This window comes from Amycolatopsis stemonae (assembly GCF_054781455.1).
Genome location: NZ_BAAGUJ010000013.1, coordinates 162,386 through 176,993 on the forward strand (window position 1 = coordinate 162,386; position 14,608 = coordinate 176,993).

12 protein-coding genes are annotated in these 14,608 nt (G+C 70.5%); 2 read left to right on the forward strand and 10 right to left on the reverse strand.

All coding sequences use genetic code 11. From position 1 onward, the window contains the following. The first annotated feature begins 29 nt into the window (after positions 1 to 29). Complete coding sequence (locus ACYVLJ_RS36485) at positions 30 to 1,259, forward strand: cytochrome P450 family protein (protein WP_451978192.1); 1,230 nt, start codon at positions 30 to 32, stop codon at positions 1,257 to 1,259. A gap of 270 nt (positions 1,260 to 1,529) precedes the next feature. On the opposite strand, the gene ACYVLJ_RS36490 is transcribed toward ACYVLJ_RS36485, so the two are convergent. From ACYVLJ_RS36490 to ACYVLJ_RS36535, 10 genes are all read right to left on the reverse strand, one after another. Next, the gene (locus ACYVLJ_RS36490; RefSeq protein ID WP_451987716.1) at positions 1,530 to 2,639 is read right to left on the reverse strand and encodes a hypothetical protein; all 1,110 of its coding nucleotides are present in this window, start codon (positions 2,637 to 2,639) and stop codon (positions 1,530 to 1,532) included. A gap of 19 nt (positions 2,640 to 2,658) precedes the next feature. Then, positions 2,659 to 3,888, reverse strand: coding sequence for an NAD(P)/FAD-dependent oxidoreductase (locus ACYVLJ_RS36495; protein WP_451987714.1), 1,230 nt, complete (start codon positions 3,886 to 3,888; stop codon positions 2,659 to 2,661). A gap of 43 nt (positions 3,889 to 3,931) precedes the next feature. Then, positions 3,932 to 5,287 (reverse strand): condensation domain-containing protein, encoded by a 1,356-nt coding sequence (locus ACYVLJ_RS36500; protein WP_460442100.1) that lies wholly within the window; start codon positions 5,285 to 5,287, stop codon positions 3,932 to 3,934. Positions 5,288 to 5,313: 26 nt separating this feature from the next. Continuing rightward, complete coding sequence (hppD, locus tag ACYVLJ_RS36505) at positions 5,314 to 6,366, reverse strand: 4-hydroxyphenylpyruvate dioxygenase (RefSeq protein WP_451987710.1); 1,053 nt, start codon at positions 6,364 to 6,366, stop codon at positions 5,314 to 5,316. 54 nt (positions 6,367 to 6,420) lie between these two features. Beyond that, the gene (locus tag ACYVLJ_RS36510) at positions 6,421 to 6,627 is read right to left on the reverse strand and encodes an MbtH family protein (RefSeq protein WP_451987708.1); all 207 of its coding nucleotides are present in this window, start codon (positions 6,625 to 6,627) and stop codon (positions 6,421 to 6,423) included. A 13-nt stretch (positions 6,628 to 6,640) separates the two neighbouring features. After that, positions 6,641 to 8,365 (reverse strand): amino acid adenylation domain-containing protein, encoded by a 1,725-nt coding sequence (locus ACYVLJ_RS36515; RefSeq protein ID WP_451987706.1) that lies wholly within the window; start codon positions 8,363 to 8,365, stop codon positions 6,641 to 6,643. A gap of 111 nt (positions 8,366 to 8,476) precedes the next feature. Further along, positions 8,477 to 9,808 carry an FAD-dependent oxidoreductase gene (locus ACYVLJ_RS36520; protein ID WP_451987704.1) on the reverse strand — a complete coding sequence of 444 codons (1,332 nt, stop codon included), beginning with the start codon at positions 9,806 to 9,808 and terminating at the stop codon, positions 8,477 to 8,479. Positions 9,809 to 10,033: 225 nt separating this feature from the next. Then, positions 10,034 to 10,822, reverse strand: coding sequence for an SDR family NAD(P)-dependent oxidoreductase (locus tag ACYVLJ_RS36525; RefSeq protein ID WP_451987702.1), 789 nt, complete (start codon positions 10,820 to 10,822; stop codon positions 10,034 to 10,036). Positions 10,823 to 11,053: 231 nt separating this feature from the next. Continuing rightward, on the reverse strand, positions 11,054 to 11,842 hold the full coding sequence (locus tag ACYVLJ_RS36530) for an SDR family NAD(P)-dependent oxidoreductase (protein ID WP_460442101.1): 789 nt from the start codon (positions 11,840 to 11,842) through the stop codon (positions 11,054 to 11,056). Positions 11,843 to 11,936: 94 nt separating this feature from the next. Further along, the gene (locus ACYVLJ_RS36535) at positions 11,937 to 13,364 is read right to left on the reverse strand and encodes a sigma-70 family RNA polymerase sigma factor (RefSeq protein WP_460442102.1); all 1,428 of its coding nucleotides are present in this window, start codon (positions 13,362 to 13,364) and stop codon (positions 11,937 to 11,939) included. 196 nt (positions 13,365 to 13,560) lie between these two features. On the opposite strand from ACYVLJ_RS36535, the gene ACYVLJ_RS36540 reads away from it, so the two are divergent. Further along, positions 13,561 to 14,601 (forward strand): class I SAM-dependent methyltransferase, encoded by a 1,041-nt coding sequence (locus tag ACYVLJ_RS36540; protein WP_460442103.1) that lies wholly within the window; start codon positions 13,561 to 13,563, stop codon positions 14,599 to 14,601. Positions 14,602 to 14,608: the final 7 nt, after the last annotated feature.

Here is a 14,608-nt window from a genome sequence, read left to right on the forward strand (position 1 = left end):
TTCGGCCGAAGACCTTTGAGGAGTGACTGATGTCCGCAGAAGACGCCCCGCGCGTGCCGCTCGAGGCCACGGAGCTGACCAACCCGCCGCAGCTGCTGGCCAAGCTCGGCACCGACAGCCCGATCCACAAGGTGTCGATGCCCGACGGCATGCCGGCCTGGCTGGTCACGGGCTACCGCGAGGCGCGGCGGGCGCTGTCCGACCCGCGCCTGGCCCGCAGCGACAAGGTCGCCGACCCGACCCTGAAGCCGTACCTGGCGCTCTACAACGACGACTTCTTCCGCCACTCCATGGTCTTCAACGACCGGCCGGACCACACCCGGATGAAGAAGCTCGTCTCGCAGGCGTTCACCCCGCGGTACATGGAGAACCTGCGCCCGCGGGTGCAGGAGATCACCGACCGGCTGCTGGCGGCGGTCGCCGGCACCGGCACCGCGGAGGTCGTCGAGGACCTCGCCATCCCGCTGCCCAACGAGGTCATCTGCGAGTGGTTCGGCGTCCCGATGTCCGACCGCGCCGAGTTCCGCGAGTACTGCGGGATCGTCACGGGCCTCGGCGAGGTCACCGACCAGAACGACATCTTCCAGGCCGGCCGCTGGTTCGACGAGTACCTGACGAAGCTCATCGCGCAGCGCAAGGAGACCTCGGGCGAGGACATGATCTCGGCGATCCTGTCCGGCCAGGAGGGCAACTCGACGCTGTCGGACATCGAGCTGCGGTCCAACATCTTCCTGATGCTGATCGGCTCGGTCGAGACGGCGGTCAACATGATCGCCAACGGCATCCTCGCCCTGCTGCGCAACCCGGAGCAGCTCGCCGCGCTGCGGGCGAACCCGGACCTGGTGCCCAAGGCGATCGAAGAGATCCTGCGCGTCGACCCGCCGGTCGTCACGGTGACCTACCACTTCGCCAAGGCGGAGGTCACGATCGGCGACGTCACGGTCCAGCCGGGCGAGCACGTGGCGATCTCCCTGACCGCGACGAACTACGACGCCCGCGACTTCCCGGACCCGGGCAAGTTCGACCTCGAGCGGCAGACCCCGCACCTGGCGTTCAGCCACGGCATCCACTTCTGCCTGGGCGCCCCGCTGGCCCGGCTCGAGGGCGAGATCTTCTTCAAGAGCCTCCTGGCGAAGTTCTCCGACATCCAGCTGGCCATCCCGGAGTCGGACCTCGGCTGGAAGCCCAGCTACTTCGTGCACCGCCTCAACGAGCTGCCCATCCGCCTGACGGAGTCCTCCGCCGCGGCGGCCGCGTAGGTCGAGCAGCGTCGAGCCCCGGGCCCGGTCCGCCGGCCCGGGGCTCTTTCGCGTGCTTGGACGGCCGACACGCGTGATCGAGGGGGCGACACGCGGTCCGCCGGCCGCGCCGAAGGCTCTCAACCGCGGGACTCGCGTGATTGAACGGGCATCACGCGTGATTGAAGGGGCATCACGCGTGATTGGAGAGGCATCACGCGTGATTGGAGAGGCATCACGGAAAAGCCGCCTCGCACCCGTCGGTGCGAGGCGGCTCGGGAGGCCCCCAGGTCAGGCTGCCGCGCGGCGTTCGCGCTCGGTGACCGCCGCGTAGTAGCGGGCGATCGCCTTGTACGACTCCTTCGGCTCGATCCGGTAGGTCGAGAAGTGGTCGAAGTAGTCGTCGCGGATGGACTTCGTGATCGTCATGCTCGCCGTGTCGAGGTCCCACTGCGGGTCGTCGGAGTGCGGGTGGGTCGGGTGGACGAACTCCGTCACCGCGACGCTGTAGATCCCGAACTCGTCGTACAGGCGCAGGCGGTCCAGGTGGAAGTCGGCCTGGGCCTGCTCGTCGCGGACGAAGCCGTCGAAGACCCGCGGCGGCTCGACCGTGCGGTCCACGATGTCGAAGCCCAGCAGGCCCTTCGCCGACGCGCCGGCGTAGGTGAACGTGCCGTACTCGGCGATCATGATCGGCTTGTTCCACTTCCGGTACGCGTCGAGCTCGGCGATGTACGCCTCGCGGCTCGGCTTCGCGTGGTAGTAGTCCGTGATGCCGATGTAGTCGAACGGCGTCCAGTCGACCCGCTCGAACGAGCCGGCCGAGTAGGTGATGCCGCCGGTGAAGTTCGCCCGCGCGACCTCGACCGCCTTGCCCAGGAACGCGTTGAGCTTCCGCTCGACGTCGTCGTGGTCGATCGGGCCGACCGGGCGCAGGAAGTGGTGGTCGGAGTCGGGGAAGGCGTTGCCCATCCGGTTGTGGTAGAACTCGCCCGGCATGATCCCCATGGTCTGGATCGCGTGCGTGCACCCGACGCTGACGTGGATGTCCGCGCCCTGCTTGCGGAACTTCTCGCCGAGGCGCGCGGTCTCGGCGATGTGCTCCAGCACGTCCGGCTGCTCGCCGTCCATCAGCCGCGGCTGCAGCCACACGTGCAGGCCGCGCTCGACCGCGTGCGCCGTCGTGGCCTCGAGGCGGTCGAAGAGGGTGCCGTAGATCGTCACCGAGTTGGCCTTGAGGCCGTCGGCGATCGAGTCGATCTCGGTGCGCATGATGTCGTCGTTCCACACCATGCGCGAGTTGTGGCCCTGGCCGGTCTCGTGGTTGGACCCGCAGTCGTAGGCCACGCCGCGGTAGGTGAGACCTCTCCCCCGCGGCGCGAGGATCTCGTGTTCGGTCATTTCGTGCTCTCCTAAGCCGCTACGCCGCGCGCCGGCGCTGCTGGAAGATGTCGTTGATCCCGGTCAGGCCCGAGAGCATGGTCGCGAAGTCCGTCTCACGCGGCCGCAGCTTGTTCGGGTCGATCTGCTCCTGGGCCTTGTCCCAGTAGTCCTCCTTGTTCTTCGTGCGGTCGTAGAAGAACCGCACGAAGTCCAGCACGGAGTCGAGGAAGGTCCGGTAGCTCTCCTCGTACAGCCCGAGCAGCTCGTTCTCGCTCGACGGGTCCTGCAGGACGCCGTCGAGCGCGTCGGCCAGGGCCCGCGCCCCGCGCAGCGCCAGCGTGACACCGGTGGACAGCAGCGGGTCGACGAACGCGGCCGCGTCGCCGACCAGCGCCCAGCCGGGGCCGTGGAACCGCTCGGCGGTGTAGGACCAGTCGCGGATGTTGCGGAACCCGCTCGCCCGCGTCGCGCCCTTGACCAGGGTGCTGACCTCTTCGGTCTTGCCGAGCTCCTCGAAGTACAGCTCCTCCAGCGACTTGCCGGACTTCTGGTACTCCTCCAGCGGCGTCACGTACCCGACGCTGACCGTGCCGTCGTGGAGCGGGATGAACCAGAACCAGCCGGTGGGGCGGTTCTCCGAGATGATGTCGCCGGCCTTGGTGCCGCTGTAGCGGTTGCAGCCCTGCCAGTACGTCCAGGTGGCGATGTTGCGCAGGTCGTCGTGCCAGACGACGGTGTCGAAGTGCTTGGCCAGCACGTGGTTCTGGCCCGAGGCGTCGATGACGAACTTCGCGCGCGCCTCGGTCGTCTCCTTGCTGCCCTTCTCCGCGTACGTGACGCCGACCATGCGCTCGCCGTCGAAGATCGGCTCGCGGACGGTGACCTCTTCGAGCACCTTCGCGCCCAGCTCGCGCGCCCGGCCCAGCACCAGCGCGTCGAAGTCGGCGCGGCGGACCTGGTAGGCGTAGTCGTAGAGCGCCGACTCGGTGAACCGGAAGCCCCAGGTGCCCTGGTTCTTGCCCCACAGCAGCGTGCCGCCGTACTTCTTGGTGAAGCCCATGTCGTCCAGGCGCTTGAGCAGGCCCAGGTCGTCCAACGTGGGCAGGGCACCGGTGATCAGGGACTCGCCGATGTGGTAGCGCGGGAACTTCTCGCGCTCCAGCACCAGCACCCGGTGGCCCATGCCGGCCAGCAGCCCGGCCGTCGCCGCGCCACCGGGTCCCCCGCCGATGACCACGACGTCGTATGCCTCATCGCTTGCGCTCATGTGCGCCCTTCCTCCTCGAGATCGCCGCTGCTGCCGGTGTACGTCAGAGTGCCCACAGTGGACGGTTGGGGTCGGCCAGGCCGGAGGCGAGGATGCCGCGGTAGTCCTCGATCATCCGGACCATCGTCTCCCGGTCGAACTGCTCGGTGTTGTAGCGCGCGGTACCGGCGATCTCGCCGTCGGCGAGGATGTCGAGCGCCCACAGCACGCCGTTCGGGATGTCCGACGTGTCCTGGCACGACTTGGTGCGCTTGCGGACCTCGGCGTACTCGACGTCGCCGACGGTCTCGGCCTCGGTCATGCCCGGGAACTGCAGCACCTGGATGGCGCAGACGGCGTTGTCGTCCCGCTCGTAGGTCTTGTTGATCTCCGGAGCCTGCGCGACGACCTCGCTGAAGGGCAGCTCGTGCGCGTAGGCCTCCAGGCAGGTGGCCCGGATCCGCAGCACCAGCTCGGAGAAGGTGCGGCAGCCGTCGATGTCGGTCCGCAGCGGGACCAGGTTGAAGAACGGGCCGATCGTCTCGTAGTGCGCCTGGTCGGCGCGGCCGGAGGTGATGATCGGCACCACCAGGTCGGTGGCCCCCGACATCCGCGCCAGCAGGGCGTTGTACGCGGCCAGCAGCACCATGAACGGCGAGCAGTGCATGCCCCGCGCGAGCTGCGTGGTGGCCCGGGCCAGCTCGGCGTCGAGCAGGAACCGCTCCACGGCGTAGACGGCCGGGGTGTCCGGGGCGAGCGTGCGGTCGGCCTTGATGTCGAGCATGCGGCCGCCGCGCAGCTTGCCGCCCCAGTACCCGCGCGACGCCTCGGACTGCTCGCTGGCGAGGTCGTCGATCTGCCAGACGGAGAACTCCCCGTACTGCAGCGGCTTCCCCAGGGCCGGCAGGTCGAACCCGCGGCGCCGCGCGTAGCTGACGGCCAGCTCGTGGATCAGGACGTGCAGCGACCAGCCGTCGCCGGCGGTGTGGTGCACGATGAGCACCAGCACGCCGTCCCGGTCGTCGAAGCGGCCCAGCTCGGCCCGCAGGTGCGGCAGCTCGTCGGCGCCCAGCCGGCCCGCCTCGACGGAGTTGACGAACTCGTCGATCTGCTCGTCGCGCGGGCGGCCGTCGTCGGTCAGGTCGTGCAGGACGAGCTCCGGCGAGCACGGCGGGTGGACGCGCTGGAACTGCTCGCCGCCTTCGCGGACGATCTCCGTGCGGAGGATCTCGTGCCGCTCGACGACGTCGTCCAGCGCGCCGCGCAGCGCGCCGAGGTCCAGCTCGCCGCGCACCCGCCAGCCGTGGATCACCAGGTGCCGGGGCCCGAACGCGCCGTCCGTCTCGCCCTTGTCGAAGATGCACAGCAGACCGAGGTTGGCCGACAGCGGGTAGCGGCCGGCCGTGTCGGAGACGCTCATCGGGGTTCCCTTTCCCTGCCCGGGCTTCAGTGGTGGTCGCGCTGGCGCTCGGCGGCCTGGTACAGCGCGGTGATGTTGCCGCTGCCGAAGCCCCGCGCGCCGAGCCGTTCGATCAGCTCGAGGAAGATCGTGTTCCGCGGGTGCACCGAGGCGGCGAAGATCTGGTACAGCTGGCCGTCGTGGTCCTCGTCGACGAGCACCTGCTGCTCGCGCAGGTTCGCCACCGAGTACTGCTCCGGCACCACGCGCTGCAGCAGGTCCGCGTAGTAGGAGGCGGGGGTGCCCATGAACTCGACGCCCCGGTCGCGCAGCACGTCGACCGCCTCGATGATCCCGTTGGTGGTGAAGGCGATGTGCTGCACGCCCGCGCCGCCGTGGTCCTTGAGGAAGTCGTCGATGTGGCCCGGCTCCTTGGACGTGTCCGGCTCGATCAGCGTGAAGGTGACGGTGCCGGACTTGCTCTGCACGACCTTCGTGGTCATCGCCTGGGCGCCGACCGCGATCGTCTCGGCGAAGATCAGCTCGAAGCCCAGCACGTCCCGGTAGAAGTCGACCGTGGCGTCGAGGTGCCCGTTCTCCACGCACACCGCGAAGTGGTCGATCTCCAGCAGCGCACCGGGTTCCTCGGCGTTGACCGCGATCGGCGCGGGGACGCCGTCCGGGTATTCGACGAAGGTGTGCAGGGTGTCGCCGAAGCCCATGATGCTGGCCGTGACGACGTTGCCGGCGCGAGAGGGCCCGGCGACCGGCCGCGCCCCGCGGGCGACGGCCGCCTCGAACGCCGCCTTGGCGTCGGTGACGCGCAGGGCGATGTCCGAGACGCCGTCGCCGTGGTGGTCGACGTAGGCGGTGCCGGGGTGGTCCTCGACGAGCGGTTCACTGAAGATGAACCGGACGTCGTTGGCGCCGATCTCGATCGAGCGCACGGTGGCCCAGTCCGGGCCGGAGTCACCCAGCGGCCGCTCGCCGAGGCCGTACCCGCGCACCAGCCAGTCCCGTGCCGTGTCGAGGCTGCCGACGTAGAAACGGACGTAGTCCAGCTCGAGACCGTCGAGGGCCGACGGATTCGGGGTGGCCATGGGGAACCTTCTTTCCTCTGTGCCGGGATGAGCGCGGTGGGCGGCGTCCGGGAGTCAGGCGGCGCGGCGGGCGGCCGGGTTCGGCCGCAGGTCGCGCCAGTTCTCGGCGATGTAGTCCAGGCAGGACGTGCGCCCGCGCGGACCGTGCGCGACCTCCCAGCCGGCGGGCACCGGGATGCCCGAGACCCACAGGGAGTGCTCGCCCGCGGCGTTCACCAGGACGGTGTAGTTCTTGTCCGGGTCGTCGAAGGGGTTCGTCATCTCGGTTTCTCCCTCAGAGCACCTGGGCCAGGCCGGCCACGGTCGGAGTGTCGAAGAGCGTGTTGATCTTCAGTTCCACGCCCAGCTCGGCGCGGATCCGGTTGAGCAGGCGCATCGCCAGCAGCGAGTGGCCGCCCAGGTCGAAGAAGCTGTCGTCGACGCCGACCTCTTCGATGCCGAGCACCTCGGAGAACGCGCGGCAGAGCGCCTCTTCCTTGGGGCCGCTCGGCGCACGGGAGGCGCCCGTGGTCTCGAACTCCGGCTGCGGCAGCGCGGCCCGGTCGAGCTTGCCGTTCGCCGTCAGCGGCAGCCGCTCGACGACGACGAACGCGGCGGGCAGCATGTACTCCGGCAGGCGGGCGCGGACGCGCTCGCGGATCGCGCCGGTGTCCGGCTCGCCGGACTCGGCGACCAGGTAGGCGACCAGGCGGACGTCGCCGGCCTTGACTTCGCGGGCGACGACGGCGACGTCGGCGAGGCCGGGGTGCCCGGCGATCGCGGCCTCGATCTCGGCGAGCTCGACCCGGAAGCCGAGGATCTTCACCTGGTCGGTGGCGCGGCTGACGAACTCGATCTCCCCGGCCGGGGTGCGGCGCACGAGGTCGCCGGTGCGGTACATCCGGGAACCCGGCTCGCCGAACGGGCTGGCGACGAAGCGCTCGCCGGTCAGGTCCGGGCGACCGGCGTAGCCGAGGGCGACCCCGACGCCGCCGAAGTACAGCTCGCCGACGGTGCCGTCGGGCACCGGGTCGAGCCGCTCGTCCAGGACGTGCAGCTCGACACCGTCCATCGCGCGCCCGACCGGGACCACCGGGCCCGGGGTGTAGGGCGCGGTGATCGCGGAGGTGGTGCTGAAGACGGTGCCCTCGGTCGCGCCGTACATCGCCCGCACGGTCAGGCCCGGGTTGACCTCCAGCACGCGGGCGACCGCGGTCGGCGCGATCACGTCGCCACCGGTGAGGACCTCGCGGACGCCCGCCAGGCTCTCCGGGGCCTCCTCGGCCACGACGCGGAACAGCCCCGCCGTCAGGTGCACGCCGGTGATCCGGTTCTCGGCCAGCAGCGTGCCCAGCGTCGGGATGTCGAGCTTGCCCTCGGGCGCGACGACCACGGTGCCGCCGTGCAGCAACGGCACCCAGATCTCGTAGGTGGACACGTTGAAGGCGTGCGGCGCGATGAGCAGGACCCGCTCGTGGTGACCGGTGTCCCAGGTGGAGTCCAGGGCCAGCGCGAGGGCGTCGGTGTGGCGCACGGCCACGCCCTTCGGCTCGCCCGTGGAGCCCGAGGTGTACATGACGTAGGCCGGGGCGTTCTCGTCCAGCGCCACCGCGGGGGCCGTCACCGGCTGGTCCGCGAGGTCCTCCGACGCCAGCACGACGTCGGCGACCGACGGGATGCCCAGGCCCTTCGAGGCTTCGTCGGTGACCAGGATGGTCGTCTTCGAGTGGTCGACGATCCACTGCCGCCGGTCGGCCGGGTAGGCCGAGTGGATCGGCTGGTAGAACGAGCCGGCCTTGAGCGCGGCCAGGAACGTGACGACGACGTCGGTGCTGCGCTCCAGCAGCACGGCGACCGGGACGTCCGGGCCGGCACCCAGCCCGGCGAGCCGGTGGGCGAGCCGGTTGGCGCGCTCGTCGAGCTCCCGGTACGTCAGCGTCCGGTCCGAGCCGGAGACCGCCACCGCGTCGGGGGTTCGCGCGGCCTGCGCGGAGAACGCCTCATGAACGGACCGGGACATGATCACACTCCAATTCCTCGAATCCTGCAGCGCCGGTTCCGACGCTAACCACGGGCGCGGGTGACCCACGTCTCCGCGTTTGCGGGGGTTGTTCTTGCCGGGCAAGGAGAATCAGGCGGCCTGGCCTTCGGCGGGCTGGTGCGAGAGGACGCGCTGGACCAGCGCCTCGTCCATCAGCGCGGTCGGCGGGTCGATGAGCCCGGCCACGCGCATGAACGCCTTGACGATCTCCTGGTCCTTCGACGCCGCGTACTGCAGCAGGCCCATGAAGGCGTTGCCCTGCTCGATCTCCGGGGTGCGCTCGCCTTCGACGCCGGGGAAGGCGAGGTCACCGCTCGCGGAGACCGCCCACGGCGCGTCGACGACCTGGCCGATGTCGCGGAAGTAGGCGTACTGGTCGACTTCGCCGCCGCGCAGGTGCTCGCGGAGGGTGAAGGCCTCCCACGCCGCGACGCTCATGCCCTGGCCGTAGACCGGGTTGAAGCTGCAGATCGCGTCGCCGAGCACGAGCAGGCCGGCCGGGAAGCGGTCGAGGTGCTCGTAGCGGCGGCGGACGCTGGCCGGGAAGCCGAACGAGGTCGCGTCGTCGAGCGGCTCGGCGTCCTTGATGCCGTCGTAGACGTCCGGCACCGGCAGCGACTTCGCGAACTCGACGAAGCCGTCGTGGTCGGTCGGCGGGTGGTCGCCGAGGATCCCGGTGAGGGAGACGATGCAGGTGTCCTCATCGGACAGTCCGAAGAAGGCGCCGCGCGGGTGCGCCGGCGACGCGACCGGGTTGATCGACCAGGTGTCGGTGAACGAGCCGGGCGGGCGGCGGTAGAACCGGGTGGTGTAGGCGAGGCCGATCTTGACGCGGTCTTCGGTGGGCCGCGCGTAGCCGAGCTGCTCCAGCCAGGCGGGCGTCCGCGAGCCGCGGCCGGTGGCGTCGAGCACGAGGTCGGCGCGCAGCACCTTCTCGACGCCGGCGTCGTCGCGGACGCGCACGCCGATGACGCGCTCGTTGTCCGAAGTGGACACCAGGCCCAGGATGTCGTGGCGCTCCAGGTAGGTCACGTTCGGCAGCGCGTCGACGCGGGTGCGGACGTGGTTCTCCAGCACCGGGCGCGTCGGCGTCACGGAGACGAGACCGGTGTGGGTGTAGGGCAGGCGCAGGCCGTTGAAGTACCAGCGCATCTCGCCCAGGTCGCCGACCGGCGCGCCGGTGGCGCGCAGGTCCTCGGTGAACCCGGGGAAGAAGTCCTCGAGGATCCGCTGGCCCCGGGCGTGCAGCCCGTGCGCGTGCCGGGTGTGCGGCGTGCCCTTGCGCGGCTTCGTCACCCCGAGGACGGTGTCGCGGTCGAGGACCAGGACGTTCTCGTAGGACTCGGACAGCACCCGGGCCGCCAGGCTACCGGCCATGCTGCCACCGAGGACGACGGCGACGCTTCCGACCTGTCCGGCCATCTGCCGGCCTCCTTGGCGTGAGAGGTACGTGGAGGGCCGTCGCGCAGTGCCTTTCGACGTGCTGCGGAGCGGCCTGCTGCCAGCCTCACACCCGGGTCGGGCGGTGGACGTCTCATGGTTTGCCCCGCGGGCGAGCGGGGGAACGTTCGAAGAAATCCGCCGGGTCCGGGAACGCCGAAGGGGATCCCCGCGGTCGCGAGGATCCCCTTCCGCCCGGAACCCGGGTCAGCTCGGGAAGGTACCGCTCGTGACGTTCACGAACGTGCCCGTGATGGCGCCGGCCCGGTCGGAGGCGAGGAACGTCGCCGTCGCGGCCACCTCGGCCAGCGTCGGGGACTTCTTCGTCATCCGCATCCCGTCCAGGTGCTGCAGCAGCCCGGCGAACGCCTCGTCGTCCATCTTCGGCGCGCCGCTGAACGCCGCCAGCTTCTCCGGCGACAGCGTCTCCGGCAGGCCCGCCGTCCAGATGCCGAGCACGCGGACGCCCGCGGGACCGATCTCGTTCGCGAGGTTGCGGAACAGCGTGTCCAGTGCCGCGTCGGCCGGGCCCGTGCCGCCCATCATCGGGCTGCCGTTGGCCGACCCGCTGTTCAGGCCGAGGATCACCCCCGACCCCTGCTCCACCATGTGCCGCGCGGCCGCCCGCGCGGTCAGGAAGTTCGTGGTCAGCCCGGTGAGCACCGGTCCGGTCACGTCTTCGGCGATCATCTCGACCAGGGGCGTGCCCTGCACGTCGCCGCGGGTGATCAGGTTGATCGAGATGTCCAGGCTGCCGCTCTCGGCCACCACCGCCTTGGCGTGCCGCTCGACCGCGGCCTCGTTGAGGGCGTTGACCACGTTGGCCTTCGCCCAGCCGCCGGCGTTCGTGATCTCCTTGACCACCGGCGTGAGGTTCTTGCGGGTGCGCCCCGCGCAGTAGACGCGTGCGCCCGCCGCGGCGAACGCCTTGGCCACCTCGCGGCCGATCGAACCGCCGGCCCCGTAGACGATGGCGTTCTTGTTCTCCAGGGACATCAGCTTTCCTTTCCTGTTCGACGTGTGCCCGGTGCACACGGACGTGGCCTGGCCCCCCAGCCATCGCGCCGACCCGGGCCGCCCCCGAACGGCGGAAACGGGTCGACAATCCGAGCACATCGTTGTGCCTTCGCGAGGCGGGCCGCATCTTCCGAAGTGCGCTCACCGACTGCGTTCGGCCGTACCGAAGTTCGGCCCAACGGGTTATTCAGTACCGCTGAACGGCGGAACTCAGCTCGGGAAGATGCCGCTGGTGACGTTCACGAAGGTGCCCGTGATGGCCCCGGCCTCCGGGGAGGCGAGGAACGCCGCGGTCTGCGCGACCTGGGCGAGCGTGGGCGACTTCTTGGTCATGCGCATGCCGTCCAGGTGCTGCAGCAGGCCCTGGAACGCCGCGTCGTCCATCTTCGGCGCGCCGCTGAACGCGGCCAGCTTCTCCGGCGACAGCGTCTCCGGCAGGCCCGCCGTCCAGATGCCGGCGACGCGCACGCCGCTCGGGCCGATCTCGGCGGCCAGGTTCCGGACGAGGGTGTCGATCGCGCCGTCGGCCGACCCGGTGCCGCCCATCATCGGGCTGCCGTGCGCGGACCCGCTGTCCAGCGCGAGGATCACGCCGGACCCCTGCTCGACCATGTGCCGGGCGGCGGCGCGCATGGTGATGAAGTTCGTGGTGACGCCGGTGATGATCGGGCTGGTGAAGTCCGCGGTCTTCATGTCGACCAGCGGGACGCCCTGCACGTCACCGCGGGTGATCAGGTTGATCGAGACGTCCAGGCTGCCGCCCTCGACCACCACGGTCTTGGCGTGCTCCTCGACGGCCGACTCGTCGAGCGCGTCGAGGACGTCCACCGACGCCGAGCCGCCCGCGGCCTCGATCTCGTCGGCCACGGCCTGCAGCGGCTCGAGGGTGCGGCCCACGAGGAACACGTGCGCGCCGTCGGCGGCGAACGCCTTGGCCACCGCCGCGCCGATCGAACCGCTGGCGCCGTAGACGATCGCGTTCTTCTTCTCGAGCGACATCGCTCTCTCCTTCGCGTCTCTTCGCGTGCTGTGTGCCCGCGTTTGTCGGACATTGAGACGCACGACCGCCGGAGAACTCATCGCCCGGATCGGGCTAAAGGGTGAGCGGCAGGCCGAAGGCCGGGAAGAGGTGGGGCTCGAAGGAGGTGATCTCGACGATCCGCCCGGCTTCGATGCGCAGGACGTCGAGCACCTGCGCCCGGTACACGGTGGTGCCCGGCCGCCGCAGGTAGCCCGCCGCGGCCGGCAGGCGGTTCGCGAAGGTCGGCAGGTGCTTCCACGTGCCCTGGAAGTGCGGCGACGCCGGGTCGATCGAGGGTTTGATGAACGCCATCATCGCGTCGCGGCCGACGAACCAGAACGGGTTCGGCGGCATCGTCAGCACGACGTCCTCGCTGAGCAGTTCGGCGACGACCGCGGCGTCGGCCTGGTCGGCCGCGTCCATGTAGCGCTGCAGGATCTCGCGCTCTTCGGCCGTCGGGCGGGCCGGCACGGTCCAGTCGCTGCGCCGTTCGGGCAGGTGGCGGCGCAGGGCGGGCCGGGCCCGCTGCAGGGCGCTGTTGACCGAAGCGACGCTCATGTCCAGCTGCTCGGCGGTGTCGGCGGCGGGCCAGCCGAGCACGTCACGCAGGATCAGCACGGCCCGCTGGCGCGGCGGCAGGTGCTGGATCGCGGCCAGGAAGACCAGCTCCATCGTCTCCCGGGAGACCGCGGCGCGCTCCGGCTCGACGTCGGTGGACGCGACGTCCTCGAGCATCGCGTCCGGGTAGGGCTGCAGCCAGGTCACCCGCGCGGGGGGCTCGGCGGCGCCGTTGTCCATCCCCGGCACCGGCTCGTACCGCTGCGGACGGCGCTGGTTGCGGCGCAGGAAGTCGAGGCAGGCGTTGGTGGCGATGCGGTACAGCCAGGCGCGGAAGGTCGACCGGCCTTCGAAGGCGTCCCGGCGGTTCCAGGCCCGCAGGAAGGTCTCCTGGACCATGTCCTCGGCGTCGTCGTAGGAGCCGACCATCCGGTAGCAGTGCACCTGCAGCTCGTGCCGGTACGGCTCGACGAGCCCGGCGAAGTCCCATTCGTCCCCGGCCCGCACGGCGGCGGTGACCTCGTCGTTCTCGCCGGCCCCGGGTTCCGTCACGGGGTCGTCCGTGACGTTTTCCGCGCCGTTCTCTTCCGTCACGGCCACGGCCGTGACGCTTTCCGGCGGGTTCTCCGTCACGCGGGCCGGCGTGACGTTTTCGGTCACGGCGGCGTCGCGGGCGAGCTGGGCGATGCGCCGGAGCCGGCCCACGGTCGAGGCCAGGTCGGTGACGTCGGTGTAGAACACCTCGGGCAGCTGCGGCGCCAGCCGGCGCACCCGCTGCTCGATGTCGGCGATCAGGTCCGGCACGGCGGCGCCGGCGGGCTGCTGCCGCTCGCGGTAGGCCTTCTGCCGGCAGGCGGGCGAGCAGTACTTGGACACGCGCCCGCGGCCACCCGCCCGCGCGGGGAGGGGCTTGCCGCAGCTGGGACACCGGCCGTCCGTCACGGCCCCGAATCTACGCACGACGGACCCGGCCCGCCACGGCGCCCTCGCGCGGGACCCGCGTCTCCCGTCGTGCGCTCCCCCCGGTCCACCCGGGCCGCACCGCAGAAATGGAGGCGCCGCCGGGTTTTCGCCCCGATCATCCTCGTATGCGGGCGAGCCGGGCGGCCGACCCATCCCCTGCGAAGGAGCACAAGCCATGGCGACGAGCGTCCCGATCTCGGATGCGGACTACCTCCGGATCCTCATCCACGGCCACACCGCGTTCGAACTGCTGCGCACGGGTCTCGAGTTCGACCTGTTCCAGAAGCTCGAGGACAGCGGCGGTCTGGACGTCACCGAGACCGCGGCGGCGCTCGGCGTCGAGGAGTACCCGGCGCGCGTCCTGCTGCTCGGCCTGGCGTCGCTGCTGCTCGTCGAGAAGAAGGACGGCAAGTTCGTCAACGCCCCGATCGTGCGCCGGAAGCTGCTGAAGGACGGCGAGCGGTTCCTCGGCCCGCTCATCGACATCCAGGACAAGATCATCAACAAGACCCTCGTCGACTTCGCCGAGTCGATGCGGCAGAGCACCAACGTCGGCCTGCGCCACCTCGATGGCCCCGGCGACACGCTGTACTCGAAGCTCACCGCGACGCCGGACCTGCAGAAGGTCTTCTACGACAACATGGGCGACGCCTCGAACCGCGCGTTCGCGCAGTTCCTGGAGTACTACGACTTCAGCGGGATCAAGCACGCGATCGACATCGGCGGCGGCGACGGCACCAACTCGGTCAAGCTGGCCGAGCGCTACCCCGAGCTCGAGATGACCGTGTTCGACCAGGAGAGCGTCACGCGGCTCGCGGCCGACAAGATCGAGGACCCGTCGGTGCGCAAGCGCGTGCACTTCCACCCGGGCGACATGCTCACCGACCGGCTGCCCGAGGGCGCGGACGCGATCCTGTACTTCCACATCTACGAGATCTGGTCGCTGGAGCGGAACACCGAAATGCTCCGCAAGTGCTACGACGCGCTGCCCGAGGGCGGCACGGTGCTGGTCTACAACTTCGTCTCCAACGACGAGGGCACCGGCTCGCTGTCCGGCGGGCTCGTCTCGCCGTACTTCCTCGCACTCGCTTCGGGCGAGGGCATGACCTGGTCGGCGGCCGACATGGAGAAGTCCGTGCGCGACGCCGGGTTCTCGCGGGTCGAGCGGTTCGCCGACCTCGGCTTCAGCCACGCCCTGGTGGTGGGCCACAAGTAGCCCGGTT

Excerpts from the sequence above, each read along its gene's own strand:
- ACYVLJ_RS36485 (WP_451978192.1), top strand. The coding sequence starts at position 30 with ATGTCCGCAGAAGACGCCCCGCGCGTGCCGCTCGAGGCCACGGAGCTG.
- ACYVLJ_RS36490 (WP_451987716.1), bottom strand. The coding sequence starts at position 2,639 with ATGACCGAACACGAGATCCTCGCGCCGCGGGGGAGAGGTCTCACCTAC.
- ACYVLJ_RS36495 (WP_451987714.1), bottom strand. The coding sequence starts at position 3,888 with ATGAGCGCAAGCGATGAGGCATACGACGTCGTGGTCATCGGCGGGGGA.
- ACYVLJ_RS36500 (WP_460442100.1), bottom strand. The coding sequence starts at position 5,287 with ATGAGCGTCTCCGACACGGCCGGCCGCTACCCGCTGTCGGCCAACCTC.
- hppD (WP_451987710.1), bottom strand. The coding sequence starts at position 6,366 with ATGGCCACCCCGAATCCGTCGGCCCTCGACGGTCTCGAGCTGGACTAC.
- ACYVLJ_RS36510 (WP_451987708.1), bottom strand. The coding sequence starts at position 6,627 with ATGACGAACCCCTTCGACGACCCGGACAAGAACTACACCGTCCTGGTG.
- ACYVLJ_RS36515 (WP_451987706.1), bottom strand. The coding sequence starts at position 8,365 with ATGTCCCGGTCCGTTCATGAGGCGTTCTCCGCGCAGGCCGCGCGAACC.
- ACYVLJ_RS36520 (WP_451987704.1), bottom strand. The coding sequence starts at position 9,808 with ATGGCCGGACAGGTCGGAAGCGTCGCCGTCGTCCTCGGTGGCAGCATG.
- ACYVLJ_RS36525 (WP_451987702.1), bottom strand. The coding sequence starts at position 10,822 with ATGTCCCTGGAGAACAAGAACGCCATCGTCTACGGGGCCGGCGGTTCG.
- ACYVLJ_RS36530 (WP_460442101.1), bottom strand. The coding sequence starts at position 11,842 with ATGTCGCTCGAGAAGAAGAACGCGATCGTCTACGGCGCCAGCGGTTCG.
- ACYVLJ_RS36540 (WP_460442103.1), top strand. The coding sequence starts at position 13,561 with ATGGCGACGAGCGTCCCGATCTCGGATGCGGACTACCTCCGGATCCTC.